Source organism: Kitasatospora sp. NPDC056783, from assembly GCF_042789895.1.
Classification (GTDB): Bacteria; Actinomycetota; Actinomycetes; order Streptomycetales; family Streptomycetaceae; genus Kitasatospora.
This window is the reverse complement of record NZ_JBHUAF010000002.1, coordinates 60318-83148: the sequence shown is the minus strand read 5'-3', so window position 1 is coordinate 83148 and position 22831 is coordinate 60318. Positions and strand designations below refer to the sequence as shown.

Genomic DNA, 22831 nt, shown 5'->3' with positions numbered 1-22831 from the left:
GTCATCCGTCCTCAGTCAAACAGCGGCACCACCGCCCCGCACGCGGGGCGACCCGACGGCGTTGGCCCCGTTCGGCGTGGAAACCACAGGTCACCAGGCCACTGGGGGCGGACAGTGCTGCGGCCGTCATACGGCACCGTCCGGGCCGAGTCCGGCCACTTGGCCCGGTCGCGGACCTGGGACCAGGGCGCCGAGACGGCCGCCCACGCAAGACGCTCGGCCGGGAAACCCCGGTCGAGCGTCTGCATGAACTCATCGCGGCCCAGACAGTCGACCACGTGTTGCGACGACCGCTGGGAACCGCCAACCCGGCCGGGGCCTTCAACCGCCCTGCCGGGCAAAGGCGGAGGATGCGGAACTCGCCGCACCGGCAGGATGTCTCATCGTCCTGCGCGGCGAGCCCCGTCCGTGAGCTGCGCGGCCCGATCGGCCGAGCACCGGAGGCGTCCGGGGTCAGAGCTTGAACATCGCGGTGTACGGGTGGGGGATGCGTTCCTGTCGTGGTCCGAAGTCGACGAGGACGGCAGTGTCGCCGTCCCCTTCGACGTCGATGACCCGGCCGAGGCCGTACGTGTCATGGGTGACCCGGTCACCGACGTCGAAGTGCTTGGGTGGTGCCTTCATGCGGGGTTTGAAGGGGCTGGTGGGCAGAGGGCGGCGACCTGCTGCAAAATTCGTCATTCCGGCCAGTATGCGCCCGGACGTGCGGGTGTGGGACTTTCCGGGGTGTGCGAATCCGAGACTGACCGGAATGTCGCACACCGTGTGCACCGCGTCCTCGCGGTCGGCGAGGGTGGGCGGGGGTGGGCGGGGCGCGCCGCGCCGCAGGAATCCCCGGGAGTCGTCGGGGTGGAGCGGGGCCGGTCGCATGCTCAAGAGGCTTGCTCGCCAGGCGTGTTCACGGCCCCCTCGGCTCGGAGTGGCGGTTCGACGGGGCGGTGCCCGAGAAACCGGTGGTGAAGCATCCCGCCGCAGCGGGTGGTGGCCTGCTACAGTCGACCTAGTTGCAGTAGTGGTTCCCATGAACTTTGTGTGCGCCTGCTCATTGTGTGGCAGGCGCATTTTTTGTTCCCCGGCTCTTTCCCCGGTGGGCGCTCCATGCGGTGACTCGAAGCTCGCGCTGTGCGTGCTTCGGACAGTCCCTTGAAGGAGATTTTTAATGGCTAATGGCACTGTGAAGTGGTTCAACTCGGAGAAGGGCTTCGGCTTCATCGAGCAGGAGGGTGGCGGCCCGGACGTCTTCGCCCACTACTCGAACATCAACGCCAACGGCTTCCGTGAGCTGCTCGAGGGCCAGAAGGTCGAGTTCGACGTCACGCAGGGCCAGAAGGGCCCGCAGGCCGAGAACATTCGCCCGCTGTAGTTCTTCTGCCACGGCACCCGCCTGGTAGCGAGGGGCCCGCATCGCGCACATGCCCGATGCGGGCCCCTCTGGCATCGCGCCACGGCGCGTCCCCCGGCCGTTCAGGCCCCCCGGCTCCGCCACCGGCGGCCATCCCCACGCGGGACGCATCGCGCCGCGTCCGGACCGCCGCCCCGCCGTGACAGCTCACGGTTCGAGGTTCTCCGCTCCCGCCCTCCGCGGTGAGCGCCGACCGTAGGTGACGTGCCGCACGGTTCCACCGTCCACGCTCCGCCCGCCAAACCTTTGGCCCGTTCCCTCGCGGTCTCCGCCCGGCGTCCCGCGCCGCGGGGCCTTCCTTGTGACGTGCCGCCCCGAGGAAGGTCCTCCGTATGGCCCGCTCCAGTCGTCCCTCCCACCACGGCGCCGACGTCCGTTCCAGCGGCGGCCGGCCCGCCAACGGTCGGCGTCCCTCCGGCCGGAGCACCCCTCGGGGTCCCTCCACGAAGGGCGAGTTCGCGATGCCGGTGAGCACCACCCCGGCACTGCCGGCCGTCGAGTCCTTCGGGGAACTGGAGATGCCGAAGGCGCTGCTGTCGGTGCTGGCCCGCGAGGGCGTCACCGTGCCGTTCCCGATCCAGGCCGCGACGCTGCCGAACTCGCTGGTCGGCCGCGACGTCCTCGGACGGGGCCGGACCGGTTCCGGCAAGACCATCGCGTTCGGCCTCGCCGTGCTGGCCCGCACCGCCGGGCAGAGGGCCGAGCCGCGCTGCCCGCTGGCCGTGGTGCTGGTCCCCACCCGTGAGCTCGCGCAGCAGGTCACCGAGGCCCTCACCCCCTACGCCCGCGCCGTGCAACTGCGGATGGCGACCGTGGTGGGCGGGACGTCGATGAGCCGCCAGGCATGGATGCTCAACCGCGGGGCGGAGGTCGTGGTGGCCACCCCGGGCCGGCTCAAGGACCTGATCCGGCGCGGCGACTGCCGACTGGACCGGGTCGCCGTCACGGTGCTCGACGAGGCCGACCAGATGACCGACATGGGCTTCCTGCCGCAGGTCACCGAACTCCTCGAGCAGGTCGCCGAAGGCGGCCAGACGATGCTGTTCTCCGCCACCCTGGACCGCAACGTCGACCGCCTGGTGCGGCGCTTCCTCAAGGACCCGGTCACCCACTCGGTGGACCCGTCCGCGGGAGCGGTCAGCACCATGGAGCACCATGTGCTGCACGTGCAGAAATCCGACAAGAATGCCACGATCGCCCACATCGCGTCCCGCGACGGCAGGGTGATCATGTTCATCGACACCAAGCACGGCGCGGACCGCCTGGTCGAGGACCTGCTCGCGAACGGGGTGAAGGCCGCGGCCCTGCACGGCGACAAGTCCCAGCCCGAGCGCACCCGCACCCTGGAGCAGTTCCGCACCGGCGAGGTGACCGCGCTGATCGCGACCAACGTCGCCGCCCGCGGCATCCACGTCGACGGACTCGACCTCGTCGTCAACGTGGACCCGCCGGGCGACCACAAGGACTACCTGCACCGGGGCGGGCGCACGGCCCGGGCCGGGGAGTCCGGCACCGTCGTCACCCTCGTCCTGCCCAACCAGCGCCGCGCGACGGCCCGCGTGATGACCAGCGCCGGCATCACCCCCGTCACCACCAGGGTCAGCTCCGGCGACGAGGACCTGGCCCGCATCACCGGCGCCCGCGTGCCCACCGGCATTCCCGCCGTGATCCCCGACCCCGTCGTCCAGCGGCCCCGCCGCGGCGCGTCCACGAGCCGCGGCCGCCACGGTCGCCCCGCCCGCACCGCCGGCGACACCCGGGCCGCCTCCGGCCGCGACGGTCAGGGCTCCGCCGCCCGCCGCCGACCGGCCAGGCGCGCCGCACCCGCCGCGTAGCGACAACGGCTCCGACGCGGGACCACGACGACGCACCGGAACGTCCGAAGAGTCACTCGTGCACGATCTGACGACGGATCTCCGGCGTAGGACAGTAGGACCCGAGGCGACGGCCGGTCAGCCACGGCTGACCTCGGATCCGAGCGACCGGTCTTCTTCCCCATGGTGATCCGCGTCGCGGGTGCGGTGGGCAGCCTCCTTGCCGAGAGTCACTCGCCGGTGCGGGAGGCGAGGGTTCCGGTGCGGTTGCCGGGGATGGTGGTGAGGCCGAAGGTTCCGGGGGTGGCCCAGGTGCCGTCGGTGTGGCGGGGGCTGGACGGTCCGGGGGCTCGCCCCTGCCGAGTGCACTGTTCGGCTACCTGGTGGATGCCCATCGCGCGCCGCCTGCCCCCGTGTCCGACTCTTCCCTTATGGGAAATTACCTTTCATTCGCGGGACGGGCGTTGGTCGCCGGGCTGACCACAATGGCCGTGTTCCCGGCTCCCGCGCTGGCGGGCACGGACCCCGCTGCGCGGCGGGTTTCGCAGAGCTCCACCTTCGCCTTCACGGGGGCGCCTGAACAGGTCACGGTCCCGCAAGGCGTGTGCGCGGTGAGTGTCGACGCGTTCGGAGCCGCCGGAGGGGACGGCCAGTACGGCGTCCCGAGTGGCCGGGGGGCGGAGGTGTCGGCGGTGTTCGACGTGACACCGGGAGAAGTCCTCACGGTGAACGTGGGCGGCGCCGGGCACCCCGGGGACTACAGCGATCCGGAGCACACCCAGGGCGGCTACAACGGGGGCGGCCGGGGCGGCGCCTACATCGCGGACGGCCAGATCGCCGGCATCGCCGCCGGCGGAGGCGGGGGCCGGACCACGGTCGGCACGACACTTCTGGTCGTGGCAGGCGGAGGCGGCGGAGGCGGCGCGTCGTTCTTCTCCACCGCCATCGGCGGCGGGGACGCCGGCCAAGCGGGCGAGCCGGGCCAGGGGCTCCCGGGAGACGACGAAGGCAAGCCCGGCAGGCCCGGCGGCGAGGGTGGGCAGGGCGGCATCAACGCACCCCACACCGACCCCAACGGCCAGAATGGCAGCCCGGCCGTCGGACCGGTCGGAGGCGCCGGCGGGAACAGCATCCTCGACCCCCACGGTGGCGCCGGCGGCGGCGGAGGCGCGGGAGCCACCGGGGGCGGCGGCGGGGCCGCGTCCCCCACCGCCTTCAACAGCGGCGCAGGCGGCGGCGGAGGATCCAGCAGCGGCCCCGCGAACGCCGTGTTCGTCACCGGAGCCCGTCAGGGCAACGGCGAGGCCACCCTCACCTGGGTGCCCTGCGCCGTCGTCACCGGCGACGTGACGGTCCTCAAGCAGGACGCCGACACCCAAGCCCCCCTCGCGGGTGCCACCTTCCAGCTCTGGAAGGAGACCAACGGCATTCCCGGACTCCAGACCACTGGCACCAATCCCGACACCAGCATCGGCGAGCCCTGCGTGACCGGCACGGACGGCACCTGCACCCGCAACGTTCCCGTCGGCACCTACTACTGGGAAGAGACCCGGGCCCCGGCCGGCTACCTCCTCCCCGACGACCGTGTCTTCGGCCCACTCGTCCTGACCGCCGGCAACGCCGCCGGCGGCGTCAGCATCACCGCCGACGACACCGCGAAGCCGCAATGCCAGTGTCACCCCGGCCACCCCGGCGGCCACGGCCACCCCGGCGACCACGGTCACCCCGGTGACCCCGGTGACCACGGCGACCCCGATGACCACGGCCACCCCGATGACGACGACACGCCCGAGCCCCCCGCCGACGGCGACGACAGCTGACCGCGACCCACACCACACATCCACTCGCGGAGCGCCAGGCCACAGCAAGACACCGCCGGCCCTCGCGCTCCGCGCATTCATGCGCGGTCGCAACCATTGCCGATGGGCGTCGGCATCGCGTCGGGCAAGCCCTTGAGGCCGTCACGCACGACCATGCCTCAGCGTCGTGACTTTACGTGACTATGCTGGCTGTGGGCTGTCCCGCTTTGGATCGCTTCAGCTGGGGAGCCGGTCCTCGGGGACGTGGAAACGGTCACGGAATGCCTGGTGGCCGGGTTCTGTCAGTACCAGAGCGCGGCCCGTGCCGATTCTGGTGACCCAGCCCGCGTCCAGCGCGTGGGAGCAGAGCGCGGCTCCGACGGCGCCGCCGAGATGGGGGCGGCGCTCGGTCCAGTCCAGGCACGAGCGCACCGGCGGGCGCCGGGCGGCGGGTAGTGCGATGCCGTGCTCGGCGAGGCGGGCCGCTCCTGCCGGGGTGAGCCGTGGTTCCGGTTCCCAGGTGATCAGGCCGTCCGCGACCATGGCGTCCGTGACGGCCAGGCCGAGGGTGCCGGCGAGGTGGTCGTAGCAGAGCCTGGCGCGGGCCAGGGCGCGGGCCCGGCCGGTGGCGCCCAGTGACGAGGGGCGGGTGGGGCGGCGCGGGGCGAGTTCGGCCAGGCTCTCGATCAGTGCCGCCGCCTTGGGGCCTGCGAGCCGCAGATAGCGGTGGCGGCCGTTCCGTTCCTCGGTCAGGAGGCCGCCGTTCACCAGCAGGTTCAGGTGCTCGGTGGCCGTCGAGGGTGCCACCCCGGCGTGCCGGGCCAGCTCGCGCGCCGTCCAGGCCCGACCGTCCAGCAGGGCCAGGCAGATGTCGGCGCGGGTGTCCTCCGCGAGCAACCGCGCCACCGCGGCGAGGTCAACGCCGACATCGTCGTGTGCCTTGTCCGACCTGCCCGCTCTGTGAGCCGCCATGTCGCAAGTATTCCGGAGCGTCGGTTCGGCCGGAACCGAACCGACGGCGTTCTACGCTCCCCGTCCCGTACCGCCCTCCGAAGGAGCACGAACACCCGATGGTGCGACTCATGAAGCAGTACCTGCGGCGCCGCACGGTTCCCGGTGCCCACGCCGCCAGTCCGCCGGCCCCGGTCGCGGACTCCGCTCTCGCCATGGCCCGCACGCCCTCGCACGCACCGGATCCGCCGAGCGAGCCCGCGCTGGAACTCGTCCTCACCGATGCGCCCCGCCCCGTCGACACGGAGGTGATCTCGAAAGCCCTGGACCGTTTCAACATCGACATCACCGGCATCGACGACCGTCGTCCCCTGGCCGTCCTGGTCCGCGCCCCGGGCACCCGCCGCGTCCTCGGCGGCCTGACCGGCCGGACCTCCCTCGGCCTGTTGTTCATCGACCTCTTCCACCTGCCGCCCGAGCTGCGTGGCTCGGGTCTGGGCAGCGAGATCCTGCGTCGGGCCGAGGAGGAGGGGCGGGCGCGGGGCTGCCGGGCTGCCGTCCTGTACACCATCAGCTTCCAGGCGCCCGGGTTCTATGAGCGCAACGGCTGGCGCCGCATGGGGGAAGTACCGTGCGTGCCGGCCGGCACCAGTCGCGTCTTCATGACCAAGGAGCTCTGAGTCCCTCATGCCGCCGGGGGCGCGGTGAACTCAGGGCCGGCCGAGACCCGGTTCGTGGCCCACCTCGGGGAGCTGCTCGCACTCAAGCCCCGGCGTCGCCCGCCGGGCCGGGCAGGCGTCCGGCTCTGGTCGGATGAGCGGTTCGCGGTGGGTGGGGCTGCGCTGCGCCGTCCACCGCGTGGCGCGGGGATGGTGGTCTGCGCTGTGCGGCGCAGACCACCACCCCCTCCTGGTGTGCGGGCCCGGTCTTCAGGTGGCCCGGCGGGGTCACCGGCTGTGGGGGAAGGGTGGTCAGGGCGATGGTGGGGTCACCACTGGATGAGGACGGCCCCGTTCCCGCCGGCGGACCCGTCAGTGCCCTTCTCGCCGTCGAAGCCCGAGGTTCCGTTCCCGGGGGTGCCGCCGTTGATGCCGGGGGTGCCGCCCTGGCCGCCGTCGCCGCCCCGGCCGCCGAACCCGCCGCCACCGCCCCGGCCGCCGGCACCGAACGCGTAGCTGCCCGAGGAAGTGGCCGCCCCGCCCTCACCGGGCAGTCCGAGCTGGCCCGGTGAGCCGCCGATGCCGCCGTTCTGCCCGGGGTAGCCGGAACGGGAAGCGTCGCCGTCCTCACCGGTTCCGCCGGAGGTCCCCGAGCTGCCGTCGCCACCGGCCGCACCGTTGACGACCTGTTCCGCGTCGACGAACTGGCTGAGGCAGCCGGGCAGATTCGGGCTGCTGGGAGCGGCCGGAGCCCCGGAACCACCGCGGCCGGCACTGCCACCGGGTCCGCCGTCACCGATGTTCTCCAGAGGACCGCCCGCGCCGTCCCCGCCGCTGCCGCCGTCACCGTAGCTGCCGGAGTGCCCGCCGCCCCCGGCGGGCGCGCTCACGTTCAGGAGAGCGCCCGTGCCCAGGCCCAGCACGCTGGTGGTGCTGCCGCTGTTGTAGGCAGGGATGGGGAGGTTCTGCCGGCCGCTCGCGCCGTCATGGCCGTTACCGCCGTTGGCGTTGTTGCCGACGCCGCCCGCACCGGCCGCCCCGCTCGCACCGCCGGCGGTCGTCGGCTGCGCCCGGCCGACGGTGATGTCCAGAGCCTCGACGCTGCCGAAGGGCGGCAGGCCCACGGTGCAGGTGACGAAGGAACCGGCCTGGCCGCCCTGGCCCCCGCCGCCCCCGCCACCGGCTCCTCCGCCACCGCCGCCGGAACCGCCCGTGTCACCGCTGCTCTCCGCTTCGCCGCCTCCCCCGCCGGCTCCGCCGCCCCCGCCGCCGCCCGCGCCGCCGGGGCCGCCCGGCCCCCACACCGAGATGGTCAGCTGCGTGACCCCGGTCGGGACGGTGAAGAGCTGATCCCCCGGTTCCGTGAACAGCGCGGAGCCGCTCGCCCTGGTCACCGGCCCGGCCGCTTCGGCCACCGTCGGCCCGGCCGCCGGGCCCGGCGCCGCCGCGGTGGCGGGCAGGGGGCCGCACAGGGTGCTCCAGCCCAGTGCCAGCACGCTCGCGGTGCCGATCAGGTGCCGCCCGGGGCGGCGCGGTGATCCGGCAGCGGCCGTCTCCGCTCGGTCGTGTTCTTTCCCACGCACGGTGTACGCCTTCCTTGAGGGGAATTCGGAGGGGCCGGCCGCGGCTCGCGGTCCGGCTCGCACCCAGTTTCGACAGGACCCGGAGAGTCGGCTCCTCGCGCTACGCCGACCGGCCGGTCGCGGCGGTGTGGTGGAGCGTCACCGCTTCCGGAACGGCTCCAGGCTGTGGGTTTCTGCCGCCCACGGGTACCGGGTGGGTGCCGGCGCGCCGGTCGGGCCTTCGCAGGGGGGCCGGGCGGGCTCCGCAGCCTCGCGCCCAGCTATACATCGTGTTTATACATGGTGTGTATAGTCCTTGATCATGGCACTCGGACAGATGCTCCTCGGGCTCCTGGAAGCCCAGCCCCGGCACGGATACGACATCAAACGCCTCTACGACGAGCACTTCGGCCGCGATCGCGCCCTGCACTACGGGCAGGTGTACGCGACGCTCTCCCGGCTGCTGAAGAACGGCCTGGTCGTCGTGGAGGGCACGGAGTCGGAGGGCGGCCCGGAACGCAAGCGGTACGCCATCACCGACGCGGGCGTCACCGACCTCGCCGACTGGCTCGGCCGGCCCGAGGACCCCCAGCCCTACCTGCAGAGCACCCTCTACCACAAGGTCGTCCTCGCCATCCTCACCGGCCGCCCGGCCGCCGACGTCCTCGACGCCCAGCGGGCCGAACACCTGCGGACCATGCGCGAACTGACCCGCCGCAAACTCGCCGGCGACCTCGCCGACGAACTGATCTGCGACCACGCCCTGTTCCACCTCGAAGCCGACCTGCGCTGGCTGGAACTCACCGCCGCCCGCCTCGACGACCTCACCACCCGCCTGACGGAGACCCCGCGTTGACCACCGCCCAGCCCCTCCTCCACGCCCAGGACCTCCACAAGGCCTTCGGCCCCACCCCCGCCCTCGACGGCGCCTCGCTCACCGTCGCCGCCGGCGAACTCGTCGCCGTCATGGGCCCCTCCGGCTCCGGCAAGTCCACCCTCCTCCACTGCCTCGCCGGCATCACCCGCCCCGACCGGGGCACCATCACCTACCAGGGCCGCGACCTCACCGCCGCCACCGACGCCGAACTCAGCGCCCTGCGACGCACCGAGTTCGGCTTCCTCTTCCAGTTCGGCCAGCTCGTCCCCGAGCTCTCCTGCCTGGAGAACGTCGCCCTGCCGCTGCGCCTGAACGGGCTGCGCCGCAAAGCCGCCGAGGCCCGGGCCGCCGAATGGCTCGAACGCCTGGAAGTGGCCGACCTCGCCGCCAAACTCCCCGGCGAGGTCTCCGGCGGCCAGGGCCAGCGGGTGGGAGCCGCCCGAGCCCTGATCACCGGCCCCAAGGCGGTCTTCGCCGACGAGCCCACCGGCGCCCTCGACTCCCTCAACGGCGAACGCGTCATGAAGCTGCTCACCCTCGCCGCCCGCGAGAGCGGCGCCGCCGTCGTCCTGGTCACCCACGAGGTACGGGTCGCCGCCTACGCCGACCGCGAGATCGTCGTCCGCGACGGCCGCACCCGCGACCTGGCCACCGCCCGATGAGCGCCGCCGACCCGCGAGTGCGCTCGCCCTTCCTGGATCACCTCGCCCTCGGCGCCCGGCTGGCCCTCACCAGCGGACGGGACGGCTGGGGCCGCCTGCTGCTCACCGCCTGCGGCGTCGGCCTGGGCGTGGCCCTGCTGCTCTTCACCGCCTCCTTCCCCGGCATCGTGCACCACCGTGACCAGCGCCTGTACACGCAGAACGACACCTTCCGGGACGAGGACCTGCCCGCCCCCGGCGACCGGACCGTCCTCGTCGCCGCCGCCGACACCACCTTCCACGGCACGCCCGTGCGCGGCCGCATCGTCCAGCCCGAGGGCCCGGATGCCGCACTCCCGCCCGGACTCTCCGCCTACCCGAAGCCCGGCGAGATGGCCGTCTCCCCGGCCCTGGCGGATCTGCTCGAGGACCCCGCCAACCACCTGCTGCGCGACCGCCTGCCCTACCCCGTCACCGGCACCATCGGCCCGGCCGGGTTGCTCGGGCCCGGCCAGGCCGGCTACGTGCTCGGCGGCGACCACCTCTCGGTGGACACCGGCGCCCTGCGCATCACCGAGTACGGCCACTTCTCCCCGCCCAAACCCATGGACCCGAAGCTGATCCTGCTCAACGCCGTCGGCCTGACGGTGATGCTGGCCCCGGTCGGCGTCTTCCTCGCCGCCGCCGCGCGCTTCGGCGGCGAACGGCGCGACCGCCGGCTCGCCGCCCTGCGCCTGGGCGGCGCGGACCTCCGTACGACCGCCCGGATCGCCGCCGGGGAATCCCTGGTGGGCGCGGTGCTGGGCCTGGCCGCGGGGGCGGGGCTCTTCCTGCTCGGCCGGCAGCTCATCGGGCGCATCCGCCTCGCCGGGTTCAGCTTCTACCCCGAGGACGTCGCGCCCCAGCCCGCCGTCGCCGCCGCGATCGCCGTCGTCGTGCCGCTCCTGGGCATCGGCGTCACCGCGCTCACGATGCGCCGGGCCGCCCTCGACCCGCTCGGCACGGTCCGCCGCTCCGCCCCCGGGCGGCGCCGGATCGGCTGGCGACTGATGCTGCCGCTGGCCGGCCTGGCCGTGACGGTGTTCGCCCTCGCGCTCGTCGACCCGGCGCAGGGCACGCACGGCTCGCTCCTCGTCGCGGTCGGCGTGCTGCTGGTGCTGATCGGCCTCTGCACCCTGCTGCCGTGGCTGGTCGAGGCGGTCACCCGGCGGGCCGGCGGCGGCCTCTCCTGGCAACTGGCCACCCGCCGCCTGCGGATGAGCCCCGGACCCGCCGCCGCGGCGGTCAGCGGCGTCGTGGTGGCGATCGCCGGAGCCATCGCCCTGCAGACCCTCTTCCTCAGCATCAGCACCCAGTACGAGGACCGCGCCCGGCCGCTGCCCGCCACCGGGCCCTACCGGCAGTCGGTGACCTTCCCCGGCGGCGGGCCCACCGCCGACGCCCTCGCCGACCGCCTGGCGCACAGCGCCGGCGTCCAGGCCACCGCCGCCTACACCCAGTTCTACGTGGAGAGCGACACGGCCAAGTCCTGGCAGCTGCCCGCGGTCCGGATCGCCTCCTGCGCGGTGCTGCGCGGCTTCGCGACCCTGCCCGACTGCGCGGACGGCGACGCCTTCGCGGTCCAGGGCCCGGCCGGGCAGCCGGACGCCGAACCGGTCCGGCCGGACACCGAACCGGTCCAGCCCGGGACGACCGTCCGCGCCGCCTACTTCCGGGGCACCGGCGAGCCGGTCCCCTTCCCGCTGCCCGCCGTGACCGCGACCGTCCCGGCCGTCGCGGACGCCGACCCCAATGGGCGGATCGGGTCCGGCCTGCTGCTCCTCACCCCCGCCGCCGTGCCGGCCGAGGCGCTGCGCGGACAGCCGGCGACCGTCCTGGTCTCGCTCGCCGACGGCCTGGCGGACCCGGAGGAACGGCTGATCACCGCCGTGATGGCGATCGACCCGCAGGCCCGCACAGAGTTCCCGTTCGACCCCGCACCCGACTCCACCTACCTCGCGGTCAAGCGCCTGCTGACCGCCGGATCGGCCGTCACCCTCCTCCTGGTCTCCCTCAGCCTCCTGGTCGGCCAGCTGGAACGGTTCCGCGAACAGCGCCGCGTCCTCGGCGTCCTGAACGCCGTCGGCACCCGGCGCCGCGTCCTGGGCCTGTCGGTGCTGTGGCAGACACTGGTCCCGATGGCGCTGGGCCTGGTGCTGGCGGCCGTCGGCGGCCTGCTGACCGGCACGGTGCTGCAGTACTCGGCGGGCGTCCCGTTGAGCGCGGACTGGGGCTCGTTGCTGGCTCTGACGGCGATCGCGGGGGGCGCGGTCCTCCTGACGACCGTCCTCGGGCTGCCGCGGCTCCTGCGGCTGATGCGCCCGGAGACCCTGCGCCACGAGTGACGGTGCGCCGGTTCGCGTCCGACGCACCTCACGGGGGAGGGGTGTCGGACGCGACGGCCTCGCACCGGTCACTGGCTCACTGGTCACCGGCTCACTCGTCGGCCCGGCCCTGGGCCGTCGTCCGCCGGACACGGTAGCCCCACCGGGCGAGTGACCGGACGACGGTCGCGGCACCGACGGGGTTGGCGCTGTGGACGAAGACCGTGCCGATCCGGAAGGGCCGCCCGTCGAAGGCGGCCTTCTCCAGGAGGGCCACCACCGGCATGACGGTGTCGTCGCCGCCGAGGTCGTGGTCGAGCCACAGCTCGTCGACGAAGCCCTCGCGGTACTCCTCCAGCAGCCGGATGCCCTCGTGGCTCGTGCGGGCGATCCGCGTGGCCCGGGGAAGCGGCCGGAGGTCGTCGATGCCGAGGACGACGGGCGTCGGCACGGTGTCGGCTCTCATCATCGGGTCATTGTCGCCGTGGGCGCGTGGCGCGACCACGGGATATTCCCGCCGCACCGCCTGGGCTCAGCCCGGCTCGGTGAGGTCGTGGAGGGGGACCTCGACGCGCTGGTCGTGCTTGTCGACGAGCCAGCGGTCGATGTCCAGCAGCCACCAGCGGTCGACCTCGACGGTGTAGAAGCGGCGGGGGCCCGGACCCCGGAAGTCGGACGCGGGCAGGAGCCATTCGCTCCGCACCGCGGGATCGGGGAAGTTCAACTCGTAGTAGAGCCGGTGGTGTTCGGCCACGCCCTGGTCGTCGGTCGCGCGACAGGTGCCGGTGAACTGGGCTCCGTCCAGACCGAGTCCGGGCAGGCCGGTCAGGTAGAGCGAGCCCGCGACGCGGGGGTGGCGGTCGATGTTGCGGGAGTGCAGGGCGGTGCGCAGCGAGTAGTAGAGCAGTCGCAAGGGGGTGCCGGGGGCGCGCAGCGGCACGAAGTTGACGGTGGAGGCCCACGGTTCGCTGCCGTCGGTGGTGGCCAGGGTCATGAACCGGGCGTGGGCGAGCAGGTGCCCGCTGCGGCGCAGGAGTTCGTCGGAGCCGGTCACGGGGTGCGTCCCGGCGCGGGAGCGCGGTCGAAGCCGAGGGGGACCGGGGGGTCGCTGAGCAGGGTGGCGTCCAGCAGGGTCCACCAGCGGGTCTGTTCGGTGCGGCGGCGTTCCCAGGCCGGGTCGCGGCCGCGGTCGGCGACCTGGCGGCGGTAGCGGCCCCAGCCGGCTTCGTCGGCGAAGCTGACGGTGTGTTCGATGGTGTGGACGTGGGCGCCGACGGTGCGTATCGCCCACCGGGTGCGCAGGACGGTGTCGAGTCCGTCGTAGTACCAGGACTCGCGGGCGCGGACCCATTCCCAGAAGGCGTGGGGGTCCGTCTCCGCGTCCGGCGTGGGCTGGATCAGGTAGACCAGGTGCAGCACGGCGGGTCTCCTTCCGGTGTCGGCTTCCGATGTCGGCGGCGGTCAGCCGGAGGCGGGGGCGTCGGGGCGGTCCTGGGCCCAGTCGTTCCACTCGGGTGCCAGGGCCCAGGGGCGGGCGGCGCACCGGCCGGTCCAGAGCCGGGCGGTGCGGGCGTTGTGCCGGGCCGCCGTCCGCCGGTCGCAGAACCGCCCGCGCAGGGGCAGGACGACGGCGGCGAGCGGGGAGAGCACGGCGCCCTGCCGGATCTTGATCTGCCAGGCGGAGACGGCCAGGCGGTAGCGGTGGAAGCCGCCGGCGGCCGCGTAGTCGACGGGGGCCTGGTAGCAGAGCACGAAGTACTCGCTCCGGGGCTGGGCGGCGCGGTAGTCGAAGCCGAAGTAGCGGCCGTAGAGCCGGTCGTGGTGGGTGTAGCAGACGTTCACGGCGACGGGGCGGCCGTCACGGACCGCGAAGCAGCCGACGGCCCGGTCCAGCACGCCCGTCGTGGCCTGGGCCGCGAAGGAGCGGAGCATCCAGGCGGGGTCGGCGGTGCCGCCGTGCCGGGCACGGGTCTGCGTCACCAGGGCCGCGGCCTGCCGGGCGACGTCCCCGTGGGCCAGGGGCCGCCATTCCACGGTCGTGCCGCCGTGCTCGCAGGCGCGGCGTTCGGCCCGGCGGTGGGTGCGGTCGGGCTGGCTCATCCGCGCCAACTGCTCGGCGTAGCCGCCGGCCGGGACGGCGACGTTGGCGTCCGCGTCGTGCAGCAGGACGACGGCCCGGGGGTGACTCCGGGTGATCTCCCGGGCGTCGCCGACGGCCAGGTAGGGCAGGACCACGCCGTCGAGGCCGCGGTCGCGGGCCAGCCGCAGCGCCCCTTCCAACAGGACTTCCAGGGCGCGGTCGCGGTCCTCGCCGCGGGTGCGGACCAGTTCGTTGTAGGTCGAGCGCCGGGCTCCCAGCCACAGCCATCGCGCGGACCGGGCGGATGCCAGGTCCGGGAGCAGCGTGGGCAGGTGGAACAGCCCGGGTTCGTCGTTCTCGCCGGGCCAGACGGGCAGGACGCCCAACAGCCGGCCGCCGGAGGCGGCGGTGAGCGCGCCGGTGTCGCCGTGGGCGAGCTCCAGCGCGCGCACCCAGGCGCTGCTGTTGTAGAAGTTGTCCGGGCCGACCAGCCGGTCCCACCGCGCGGGGTCGACCTCCGTGGGGGAGGAGGGGAATCCCGCCTCGATCGGCCCGGGGCGGCGGTGGAGCCGTGGTGTGGTCGCCATGGTGGTGTCTCTGGGATCGGGCTCCGGGGGTCGGGGGTCCGGGGGTCGGGTTCTCCGGGATCAGGTTCTGACGCAGCTGATGATCGCCGCGTGGGGGCAGGCGAGGTACGGCCGCCAGAAGTCCTCGCCGTGGCGGGCGGTCCCTTCCCCGGAGACCCGGAAGGCGGGCCAGGAGATCGAGGCGAAGCCCGCCTCCCGCAGCGCCCGTTCCAGGGTGGCCCGGCTCCAGTACCGTGCGGTGATCCGTTCGTCGTAGCGGCCGAAGCACAGTTCCAGCGTCACCCGTGAGGCGTCGTGGCGCGACTCGGTCTCCACCAGGCGCAGGCCGTAGCGCTCGTAGTAGGCGCGGTCGCCGTGGAAGTCCGGGTTCACCGGCAGGGTGACGAACCGGCCTCCCGGGCGCAGGGCCCGTGATGCCAGGGCGCACAGCGAGAGCAGTGCTCCGTAGTCCTCCGCGTACGGCAGGACGTACACGGCCAGGCACGCGTCGAAGACGCCGTCCTCGACGAGGTCGCCGCGCTCGGTGTACTCGATGCCCAGCGGCTCGGCGCGTTCGGCCCGCCGCGCGATGTCGAGCATGCCGCCGGAGACGTCGTACCCGACCACCCGCGCCGCGCCGCGCCGCTTGAGCTCCCGGCTGTACAGGCCCGTGCCGCACCCGATGTCCAGGACGCTGCGGCCGGCGACCGCTCCGAGCGCGGCGAACACGCTGAACGACTCCAGGTGTCTGCGCCAGGGCAGGAGGAACATCTCCTCGTACATGTCACCGAGAGTGTCGAACCGGTCCGCTCCGCGCATGCCTTCGATTGTCCGCCCGATTCCCCGGGCGTGCCCCGCCCGTGACCGCCGCCGGTCCCGCTACCGTCCGCTCCCGGCCGTCGCCCGCCCGCGCAGGGAGACCCCGAAGCGGGTCCGGAGCCGGTGCACCTCCCACCACGCCACCGCGGTCACCGTCGCGGGCCCGCCGACCACGGCGGCCAGCTGGACGGCCGGCGGGCCGGGCGGCAGGCCGCCGAACACCAGCCCGATCACGGCGAGTTCCCAGACCAGGACGCCGGTCAGGATGGGCGGGAACACCGGGTGCACCCGGTCCATGGTGAAGGCCGTGCGGACCACCGTCGGCGAGGCGAAGGCCACGAACATCAGCACCCAGATCGGCAACGCCAGGACCAGCAGGTTGAACAGCGGCCCGAGGAACAGTCCCTGGACCGACCCCTGCGCCTGACCGGCGAGCCACAGCAGCACCGGCACCGCCGCGCACGCGCCCAGGTACTGAGACGCCATCAGGACCGCCGGCCGCACCTGCGCCCGCATGGCCGGGCGCGCGGCCGGCCCGGCGAGCCGGAACAGCACCCCGACCACCACCGGCGCGGTCACCAGCACCAGCAACGGCGTGACCGTCAGCCGGGTCTCGAACTGGTCGTCGAGCTGGTCCCAGTCGTCCGCCGTCCCGTACACGAGCAGCACCACGAGCGCCGCCCCGAGCGCCAGCCACCCCCGTGTCCTCTGCACCCGCAGCACCATCTCGTCGGTGATCCCCCGGGGCCCGGGCACGATGAACACCCGTCGCGCCAGCCGCCGTGCCGACCTGGCCATCGGATAGAGCGCCAGGAACACCAGGAACGGCCACAGGCAGAACAGCAGCGGCACCAGGGCCCACCAGCGTGCCACCCGCCGCGCGGGCGCCAGCAACTCCCGCAGGGTGGGCCACTCCTCGCCCCGGAACCGCTGCCACAGCGGAACTCCGGCCGGTCGCGGCCACTGGTGGGAATCCTGCTGGTAGGGGCTCCGGGGAAAAGGGCTCTGATCTCCGTACGTCACGCCGAGTTCCTCGTGCCTCTCTGTTCGTCGGCCGACACTCCGTCAACCCGTCAGCGCCGCACCCTACTGCCCCGCGCCCATGCTTCGTCCACCCCCTGCCCGCCACCCGTCCGGCCGACGGCCGTTCTCGGTTCGTACTCGGACCGCACCCGGTGGGTCCGGGCGGGTCATCGTGTGGCGACCTTGCGGGTGATCCGCCCCGCAGCCGCGCATGCCGCTGTCGGATCCCCGGACACCCTGGTGTGGAAGGTGATCGAACCGGCCCACCCCACGGCCGGGTGAGAGCCGTGGCGTCCTGAACTCCGAACCTGGGAAAGGCCTGGCCCCGGGGGCCGGGGGCCGGGGGCCGTGGTCCGTTCCGTGCCGACCGCAGCCCCCGGGCTGTCGAGGGGAAGCCGATGACGAACGATGCGGGCATGCCGCAGGGATGCCGTGAACTGGGCCGGATCCTCGGGCTGGACGGCCCGGTCCCCGAAGGCGTGTGGGCGGCGGCGCTGGCGGACGAGGAGTACGCCCGCGCCCTGTTGACCTGCCGCGACCCCACCCGACTACAGCAGCTCCTCAGGTGTCCCCCGGACGCCACCGGCAGTGACCTGTCGGCGGCGGCGCTGATCGCGCACGGAGCGCAGGCGCTGGCCCGCTGGAGCCGTACCGGGTTCGTGGAGGTGGACGAGGAGACCAGGCGCCGACGCCTCGCCGCCTGCGCGCACTGCCCCTACCTGCGGCCCGGCCCCCAGGGCAAAGGCACCGCTCTGCTCCAGACGGTGGCCGGCATCGGGCTCCGGGACAAGTCCGTGTGCGGTCTGTGCGGGTGCCTTCTGGCGCGCAAGTCGCGCCTCCCCTCGGAGAGCTGCCCCGCCCCGCACCCGACCGAGCCGGGCCTGACCCGCTGGGATGAGCCGACTCCCGTCGTCGCGCAGGCTCCTCTGCGAGCCCCGGCGCGAGCGAGGACGAGGAAGGGCACGGACAAGGACAAGGGCAACCGGGCGGCCCCCGAATCCTGACGGATCGCAGGGCCGGATCCTCAACGTTCCTGCCGCGCCGTGCCGGTGAGATGGGCGATGGCCTGACCCCAGGTGCCCGCGTGCACGGGCAGCGCGCGCAGGGACGCCGCCAGCGTGTCCACGGCCTCGGCGGTGGTCGGACGGGCGATCCAGTTCGTGATCTGCGCCAGGAGCCGGCTCCGGGACAGCGGGCCCGGCCGTTCGAGCCTCTGTGTCAGGACACCGGCGACCGGGGACTCCACGGCGGTGCCGCCGGGTGGACGGGATCGCAGCACCAGTCCGCCGACGGGGTCGGGGAGCACCGTGCTGAACGGCTCCGGGCAGATCCGCCAGCCGCCGCGTGCCAGACGGGTCCCGTGGGTGACCAGGTCGGTCACCCAGTTGCGGGGGAACAGGAGGGCCCCGCCGTCCTCGTGGACCGCGGCCCCGGCCAGCAGCCTCAGTACGTTCGGCCCGGGAGGCTCGTATCCCGCCAGAACGATCTCCAGCGCCGTGCGCAGGGCGTCCACACTGCGGGCCCGGGAGAGGAGCTCGCCACCGCGGAAGAGCAGGAACATCGAGCCGGGCCGCTCCACCGTCAGCGTCACCGGCGTGTACCCGGGAACGTCGCCGCCGCCCGTCGCGTCCCGGACCGCCTCCAGTGCCTCGGTGCCGCGCACGGCGATTCCCACCCTGCGTCCGCCGGCCCGCGCGGTCACCAGCGCGTCCACCGGCTTCGCGGCGACGTTCACCGAGCACGTGGTCGGCGCCTCCGTCACCGTGGCATCCGGGTCGGTGCCGCCGAGTTCGGTGAACGCGGCACTGACCTCGATGAATCCCAGTCGGCTCTGCGCCGGGTGCCCCGGGGTGCGCAGCAGTGCCGACGGTGTGCCGGCCCGCCTTCCCGCCGCACGGCCGAGTTCACCCAGCCACGCCCGCGTCCGGTGGTCGGGCGGGGTGCCCAGGACGGTTTCGTGTCCGTCCTCGACCAGCAGGACGCTCGCGTCCAGTGCGCGCAGCACAGCGGTGTTCGCCGCGAGGTCGGCGGACAGCTGGGTGCAGAACCCGCAGGACTTCGCCATGGCCACCGTCAGGACCGGGCGCTGGAGGGTCACCTCGTCCGCGCGCGCTCGCAGGTCCTCAAGTCCGCGCCCGTCTGTCGGCGCCCGGTCGTCGGTGTCGTCGTTCGTCACGAGCCCGGCCGCCCGCCAGTCGTCGAGACACCGGGTGTACTGCTCCCGGTGGTCGACGGCCGGTGGACGGCCGAAGAGGTACCCCAGGGCGGTGGGGCTGACGAAGGCCGCGACGGGCCGTGCCGTGTCCAGCAGGACTCCGCCCTCGCCCAGATCGGCCGCTGTCACCCCACGGGGGAGCCTCACTTCACGCAGGTGTTCTTTTCGAGGTCGCAGTGGAGGCCGGTACAACACTGGTTGTCGCGGTCGCACGGCTCGTTGATGCCGTGACAGGCCGTCGGGGCGATGTGCAGCTCGGTGAAGATCGTCTCGATCTCCGCAACGGTTTCGCTGTCCACGGGACGAACGCCCGTAACTACGGTGTATGTGTCCATATGTCCACGCTAGAAGCGTCGGACAGAGGCCGCAAACGCGCTGCGCGTCCCCGGGGCCGATCACGCAGAGTGCCCCTGACCAGCGAGGAGGCTGGTCGCGGTGGCCTGCTGCGTGGCGTCCCGTCAGGTCCGCTGGAGGACGACCTCCGGGTGCGGCGCCGCCTGGCGGTGGAGCGGACGCGGGCTCAGCCCGGCCGGACCGCTCCCGGGGCCGACGGCGGTTGCGGGACCGGGTCGGTGAGGCGCTGGAGGAGGGCGGCCGCGATGTAGCGCATCCGGCCGGTGGTCGTGCGCGGGTCGTAGCCGAGGTCGCGCGTCAGCGCCTCGTGCCGGGCCTGGAGGGTGGAGTGGTGCATGCCGAGTTCCGCCGCGGCGGCGCGGACGCTGTCCGACTCCACGAGCACGCGCAGGACCGTGGCCGAGCGGGCGTCGAGGCGCAGCAGGGCCCGGACGTCGTCGTGCGGGGCGTGGGGGTCGTGGGCCTGGGCGAGCACGAGCATGGCGCCGAGGTCCGTCGCGTCGATGGTGGGGGTGGACGGCGCGGTCAGCCGCAGGGCGATCACGGCGCCGTCCCACGACGCGGGCGCCCGGTCGGCCCGTACCCACGGGCCCAGGCCTGCCTGGCCCGTGAGCTGCGGGGTTCCCGTCGTGTCCAGGGTCGCGCGCAGGATCCCGTAGCGGGTCGGCAGGACCGCGGTGGGTCTGCCGGGGACCCGGTCGTCGACGGCGGTCGCGATCAGCCTGATCCGGGCGTCCGGGGCGAGGCGTAGCCGGGCCAGGGCGGTCGTGCGGTCGTCGAGCGTGCGGGCCGCGTCGATGCCGGTCTCCAGGGCGCTGTCCGGGGCGCGGCGCCGTTCGAGGAGTTCGACCGCGAAGGCGAGGCGCTCGACGACGATCGCGTCGTCGGCGTGCGCGGCCCCGTCCCGTTCCAGCCAGACGCTGCCGCCCGTGCAGGGGTGGACGGGGGAGCGGGGCTCCCGGCCGGTGGTGCCGTCCAGGAGCCGGCCGTCCGGGTCGCGCCGGCTGGTGCGGCCGTGTCGTTCGGCACCGGCGACGGTGCCGGACAGGGCGGCGGCTCCGCGGAGGAGTCCGTCCAGGCCGACGTCCTCGGTGATCAGCGTGTCGAAGTAGGAGACCACCTTGAGGGCCTCGGCCGCTCGTGGGTCCAGTGCGTCGATCCGGCCGATGAGTTCGTGCATCTTCGCTCCCTCACGTACGCCGCGACCCTACCGCCGCGTCCACCGGAGGCGGGGCCGTGCGCCGAGGAGGCGGGTGCGCGGGCGCGCGAATGGCGGGCGGGGCCTGCGGAATCCGCCGCGTCCGGCGGTGGTCCGCGGCCTGCGGGGCCCACGACGATGGGACGGACAGCGCGACCGCGCGGCGCGGGACGCGGCGCTTCGGTGGCCGGCGTTCCGGCGCGCCGCCGTCCGGCCCCGAGGCCGGAGCGGTCGACAGCCGGCGATCCCGGGCGGCTCGGAAAGTCCCGGAAAGTCCCGGAAAATTCTGGAAAGGCGAAGCATGAAGGCAGCACGGTTCCATGGCAAGGAAGACCTCCGCATCGAGGAGGTGCCGGAGCCCGGCCCCGGTCCCGGGCAGGTGAAGCTGCGCAACGCGTTCGCCGGCATCTGCGGCTCCGACCTCCACTTCTTCTTCCACCCGGAGTCGCTGCCGTTCGGCCTGGACGAGCCGCACCCGCTGACCGGTGCCACCCTGCCGCAGATCCTCGGCCACGAGTTCTCCGGCACCGTCGTCGAGGTCGGCGAGGGCGTGACGGACGTGAAGGTCGGCGACCGCGGCGCGGTCTACCCGCTGGCGGTCTCCTGCGGCGAGTGCGCGGCGTGCCGCAGGGGGCTGCCCTTCTCCTGCCGGCTGATGGGGTCGCTCGGATCGAACACGGAGGGCGGCGGCCTGGCCGAGTTCTCCACGTTCGACGCGTCGCTGCTGCACGTGCTGCCGGAGGGCGTGGACCTGCGGCTGGGCGCCCTCGTCGAGCCGATGGCGGTGGGCTGGCACGCCGTCGCGCGCAGCGGCGTCGAGGCGGGCGGCGCGGCGCTGGTCGCGGGGGCCGGACCGATCGGGATCGGCGCCTGGTTCGCGCTCAGGGCCCGGGGTGTCGAGCGCGTGCTGGTGTCGGAGCCGAGCGCGGACCGCCGGGCGATCATGGCGGGCCTGGGCGCGCGGGTCGTCGACCCGGTGAACGAGGACCTCGCCGGCGCCGTCGCCGCGCTCACCGACGGCCGGGGTGTGGACGTCGCGGTGGACGCCGCGGGCGCGGGAGCGGCGGTCGACTCCGCCCTGGCGTCCCTCGTCCCCGGCGGCCGGCTGGTGGTGACCGCGCTGCACGAGCAGCCGATGCGGTTCCAGCCCACGGGGCTGATGATGGCCGAGACGGAGATCGTCGGTGCGGTCGGGTACCGGCCCGAGGAGTTCGACGCCGTCATCGCGGCCATGGCCGACGGGATGTACGACACCACCGGCTGGGTGCGGGAGTCGTCGTTGGACGGCATCGTCGACGCGCTCCGTTCGCTGCGTGCCGGCATCGGCGCGAAGGTCCTGCTGCGGGTCGGCTGAGCGGCCCCCGACCGTGCGGTGCGGGCGCCATGACGAGGCGCCCGCGCCGGCCGGCGGCGTGCGCGGGGCCGACGCGGCGGGGACCGCGGGCGAGTGGGGGCTCACCGCCGGCGGCGGCGCGGTGGCCGGGGCAGGAGAGCACGGGGCCGATCGGGTGGCGAGGCGGGCGGTCGCCGCTGCGGCGGTCGCGCGGCCGGGGAGGATCCGGGGCACCGCCACGACGAGCGGCCCCGTGGCCGCAGCTCCGGAAGAGGGGTACCACCCGTGCTCGTACGCCGCACCGCCACCACCGCCCTGACCGTTCTCGCCGCCCTGTGCGCGTCGGCCGTTCCCGCCGCCACGGTCCGGGCCGCGACACCGGAGACCCTCGACTGCCTGACGAACGCGGCCGTCGCCTTCAGCCCACCCTTGTCCGCCACCGCCCAGGCCACCACCGTCGCCATCACCGGCACCGTCAGCGGGTGCACGGACTCGCGGAGCGGTGGCACGGCCATCACGGGCGGCACGGTCACCACGACGCTCCACTTCGGTTCCCTCAGCTGCAACCCCCTGCTCCCCGCCACGCTGACGCCCGGCGCCTCGGCCGCCTTCCTCTGGAACCTCGCCGACGGCAGCCACAGCAGCAGCACCGTCACCGGCCTCGCCCTCACCCAGGTCGACGGCGCCGGCACCCTGACCGGCACCGTCACCAACACCTCCCCCCGCCTCTCCGGGGAGGCCCTGACCTCGCTCCTGAACATCGACAGCGACCAGCCGATCCTCGACAACTGCGTCGACGTCCTCCTCGGCGCGCCGCCCATCGCCAACTCCACCCTCACCGCCGACGTCGCCTTCGGCTGAGCCCCCCGCTCCCGGGAGCGCCCGCCCCCCCTACTACGACCCGAGGTGCCGGAGGGGGAGGGGCCGTCGATACCGGCCGATCTCGGCGTGACCATGTGTCAGTTCACCCTCCTGGACCGCGAGGGCATCGACGGATTCACCGACTTCACCGACTTCACCGTGTACGGAACCGCCTTCGTCAACCGGCGGTGGCTCACCGACGATCACGGGAGCGGATTGCCGGGGCGGATCCGGCCGGCCGAGGCACTGGTCCGTGAGGGCTGATCAGGAGCGGCCCAACGCCGGCTGGGTGGCGCGTCGCGGCACCCGGTCCG

The 22831-nt window shown here is 73.9% G+C and carries 24 protein-coding genes; 11 read left to right on the top strand and 13 right to left on the bottom strand.

Going from position 1 to position 22831, the window contains the following annotated elements:
• Positions 1 to 453 precede the first annotated feature (453 nt).
• Complete coding sequence (locus ACFRMQ_RS01030) at positions 454 to 681, bottom strand: hypothetical protein (RefSeq protein WP_380725479.1); 228 nt, start codon at positions 679 to 681, stop codon at positions 454 to 456.
• Between the two features lie 478 nt (positions 682 to 1159).
• Between ACFRMQ_RS01030 and ACFRMQ_RS01025 the strand changes: the two genes are divergently transcribed.
• Entirely contained in the window at positions 1160 to 1363 is a 204-nt protein-coding gene (locus ACFRMQ_RS01025) for a cold-shock protein (RefSeq protein WP_045694210.1), read from the top strand.
• A gap of 371 nt (positions 1364 to 1734) precedes the next feature.
• Positions 1735 to 3237, top strand: coding sequence for a DEAD/DEAH box helicase (locus tag ACFRMQ_RS01020; RefSeq protein WP_380725477.1), 1503 nt, complete (start codon positions 1735 to 1737; stop codon positions 3235 to 3237).
• 209 nt (positions 3238 to 3446) lie between these two features.
• Here ACFRMQ_RS01020 and ACFRMQ_RS01015 read toward each other — a convergent pair whose 3' ends face one another.
• Positions 3447 to 3611: a hypothetical protein gene (locus tag ACFRMQ_RS01015; protein ID WP_380725475.1), complete on the bottom strand. Its 165-nt coding sequence runs from the start codon at positions 3609 to 3611 to the stop codon at positions 3447 to 3449.
• Positions 3612 to 3827: 216 nt separating this feature from the next.
• On the opposite strand from ACFRMQ_RS01015, the gene ACFRMQ_RS01010 reads away from it, so the two are divergent.
• Complete coding sequence (locus ACFRMQ_RS01010) at positions 3828 to 5036, top strand: prealbumin-like fold domain-containing protein (RefSeq protein ID WP_380725473.1); 1209 nt, start codon at positions 3828 to 3830, stop codon at positions 5034 to 5036.
• 216 nt (positions 5037 to 5252) lie between these two features.
• Here ACFRMQ_RS01010 and ACFRMQ_RS01005 read toward each other — a convergent pair whose 3' ends face one another.
• Positions 5253 to 5987 (bottom strand): ArsR/SmtB family transcription factor, encoded by a 735-nt coding sequence (locus ACFRMQ_RS01005; protein ID WP_380725471.1) that lies wholly within the window; start codon positions 5985 to 5987, stop codon positions 5253 to 5255.
• Positions 5988 to 6085: 98 nt separating this feature from the next.
• Between ACFRMQ_RS01005 and ACFRMQ_RS01000 the strand changes: the two genes are divergently transcribed.
• Positions 6086 to 6646 carry a GNAT family N-acetyltransferase gene (locus tag ACFRMQ_RS01000; protein ID WP_380725469.1) on the top strand — a complete coding sequence of 187 codons (561 nt, stop codon included), beginning with the start codon at positions 6086 to 6088 and terminating at the stop codon, positions 6644 to 6646.
• Positions 6647 to 6954: 308 nt separating this feature from the next.
• Here ACFRMQ_RS01000 and ACFRMQ_RS00995 read toward each other — a convergent pair whose 3' ends face one another.
• The gene (locus tag ACFRMQ_RS00995; protein ID WP_380725467.1) at positions 6955 to 8208 is read right to left on the bottom strand and encodes a hypothetical protein; all 1254 of its coding nucleotides are present in this window, start codon (positions 8206 to 8208) and stop codon (positions 6955 to 6957) included.
• Between the two features lie 301 nt (positions 8209 to 8509).
• Here ACFRMQ_RS00995 and ACFRMQ_RS00990 point away from each other — a divergent pair, with 301 nt between their 5' ends.
• Genes ACFRMQ_RS00990 through ACFRMQ_RS00980 form a run of 3 tightly spaced genes read left to right on the top strand, consistent with a single transcriptional unit; the run spans position 8510 to position 12089 of the window.
• Entirely contained in the window at positions 8510 to 9043 is a 534-nt protein-coding gene (locus ACFRMQ_RS00990) for a PadR family transcriptional regulator (RefSeq protein ID WP_380725465.1), read from the top strand.
• Positions 9040 to 9726: an ABC transporter ATP-binding protein gene (locus ACFRMQ_RS00985; protein ID WP_380725463.1), complete on the top strand. Its 687-nt coding sequence runs from the start codon at positions 9040 to 9042 to the stop codon at positions 9724 to 9726. The genes ACFRMQ_RS00990 and ACFRMQ_RS00985 overlap by 4 nt, the downstream gene beginning before the upstream one ends.
• Positions 9723 to 12089 (top strand): ABC transporter permease, encoded by a 2367-nt coding sequence (locus ACFRMQ_RS00980; RefSeq protein WP_380725461.1) that lies wholly within the window; start codon positions 9723 to 9725, stop codon positions 12087 to 12089. Before ACFRMQ_RS00985 ends, ACFRMQ_RS00980 begins: the two co-directional genes overlap by 4 nt.
• Before the next feature lie 91 nt (positions 12090 to 12180).
• On the opposite strand, the gene ACFRMQ_RS00975 is transcribed toward ACFRMQ_RS00980, so the two are convergent.
• The 6 genes from ACFRMQ_RS00975 to ACFRMQ_RS00950 all read right to left on the bottom strand — a co-directional run bounded on the left by ACFRMQ_RS00975 (position 12181) and on the right by ACFRMQ_RS00950 (position 16556).
• On the bottom strand, positions 12181 to 12537 hold the full coding sequence (locus ACFRMQ_RS00975; protein WP_380725459.1) for a cyclic-phosphate processing receiver domain-containing protein: 357 nt from the start codon (positions 12535 to 12537) through the stop codon (positions 12181 to 12183).
• A 63-nt stretch (positions 12538 to 12600) separates the two neighbouring features.
• Entirely contained in the window at positions 12601 to 13122 is a 522-nt protein-coding gene (locus tag ACFRMQ_RS00970) for a pyridoxamine 5'-phosphate oxidase family protein (RefSeq protein WP_380725457.1), read from the bottom strand.
• Positions 13119 to 13487 carry a hypothetical protein gene (locus ACFRMQ_RS00965; RefSeq protein WP_380725455.1) on the bottom strand — a complete coding sequence of 123 codons (369 nt, stop codon included), beginning with the start codon at positions 13485 to 13487 and terminating at the stop codon, positions 13119 to 13121. The genes ACFRMQ_RS00970 and ACFRMQ_RS00965 overlap by 4 nt, the downstream gene beginning before the upstream one ends.
• A 42-nt stretch (positions 13488 to 13529) precedes the next feature.
• A complete protein-coding gene (locus ACFRMQ_RS00960; protein ID WP_380725453.1) occupies positions 13530 to 14735 on the bottom strand; it encodes a GNAT family N-acetyltransferase in 1206 nt (401 codons plus the stop codon).
• A 60-nt stretch (positions 14736 to 14795) separates the two neighbouring features.
• Positions 14796 to 15533 (bottom strand): class I SAM-dependent methyltransferase, encoded by a 738-nt coding sequence (locus ACFRMQ_RS00955; protein ID WP_380725451.1) that lies wholly within the window; start codon positions 15531 to 15533, stop codon positions 14796 to 14798.
• A 60-nt stretch (positions 15534 to 15593) separates the two neighbouring features.
• Entirely contained in the window at positions 15594 to 16556 is a 963-nt protein-coding gene (locus tag ACFRMQ_RS00950; protein WP_380725449.1) for a hypothetical protein, read from the bottom strand.
• A gap of 398 nt (positions 16557 to 16954) precedes the next feature.
• On the opposite strand from ACFRMQ_RS00950, the gene ACFRMQ_RS00945 reads away from it, so the two are divergent.
• The gene (locus tag ACFRMQ_RS00945) at positions 16955 to 17560 is read left to right on the top strand and encodes a hypothetical protein (protein WP_380725447.1); all 606 of its coding nucleotides are present in this window, start codon (positions 16955 to 16957) and stop codon (positions 17558 to 17560) included.
• 20 nt (positions 17561 to 17580) lie between these two features.
• On the opposite strand, the gene ACFRMQ_RS00940 is transcribed toward ACFRMQ_RS00945, so the two are convergent.
• From ACFRMQ_RS00940 to ACFRMQ_RS00930, 3 genes are all read right to left on the bottom strand, one after another.
• The gene (locus ACFRMQ_RS00940) at positions 17581 to 18900 is read right to left on the bottom strand and encodes a hypothetical protein (RefSeq protein WP_380725445.1); all 1320 of its coding nucleotides are present in this window, start codon (positions 18898 to 18900) and stop codon (positions 17581 to 17583) included.
• A gap of 14 nt (positions 18901 to 18914) precedes the next feature.
• Entirely contained in the window at positions 18915 to 19070 is a 156-nt protein-coding gene (locus ACFRMQ_RS00935) for a hypothetical protein (RefSeq protein WP_380725443.1), read from the bottom strand.
• Between the two features lie 221 nt (positions 19071 to 19291).
• The gene (locus ACFRMQ_RS00930) at positions 19292 to 20305 is read right to left on the bottom strand and encodes a hypothetical protein (protein ID WP_380725441.1); all 1014 of its coding nucleotides are present in this window, start codon (positions 20303 to 20305) and stop codon (positions 19292 to 19294) included.
• A 319-nt stretch (positions 20306 to 20624) separates the two neighbouring features.
• On the opposite strand from ACFRMQ_RS00930, the gene ACFRMQ_RS00925 reads away from it, so the two are divergent.
• From ACFRMQ_RS00925 to ACFRMQ_RS00915, 3 genes are all read left to right on the top strand, one after another.
• Positions 20625 to 21677 carry an alcohol dehydrogenase catalytic domain-containing protein gene (locus ACFRMQ_RS00925; RefSeq protein ID WP_380725439.1) on the top strand — a complete coding sequence of 351 codons (1053 nt, stop codon included), beginning with the start codon at positions 20625 to 20627 and terminating at the stop codon, positions 21675 to 21677.
• 264 nt (positions 21678 to 21941) lie between these two features.
• Positions 21942 to 22517 (top strand): hypothetical protein, encoded by a 576-nt coding sequence (locus ACFRMQ_RS00920; protein ID WP_380725437.1) that lies wholly within the window; start codon positions 21942 to 21944, stop codon positions 22515 to 22517.
• A gap of 87 nt (positions 22518 to 22604) precedes the next feature.
• Positions 22605 to 22781, top strand: a complete 177-nt coding sequence (locus tag ACFRMQ_RS00915) for a hypothetical protein (RefSeq protein WP_380725435.1) — start codon at positions 22605 to 22607, stop codon at positions 22779 to 22781.
• The last annotated feature ends 50 nt before the right edge of the window (positions 22782 to 22831 follow it).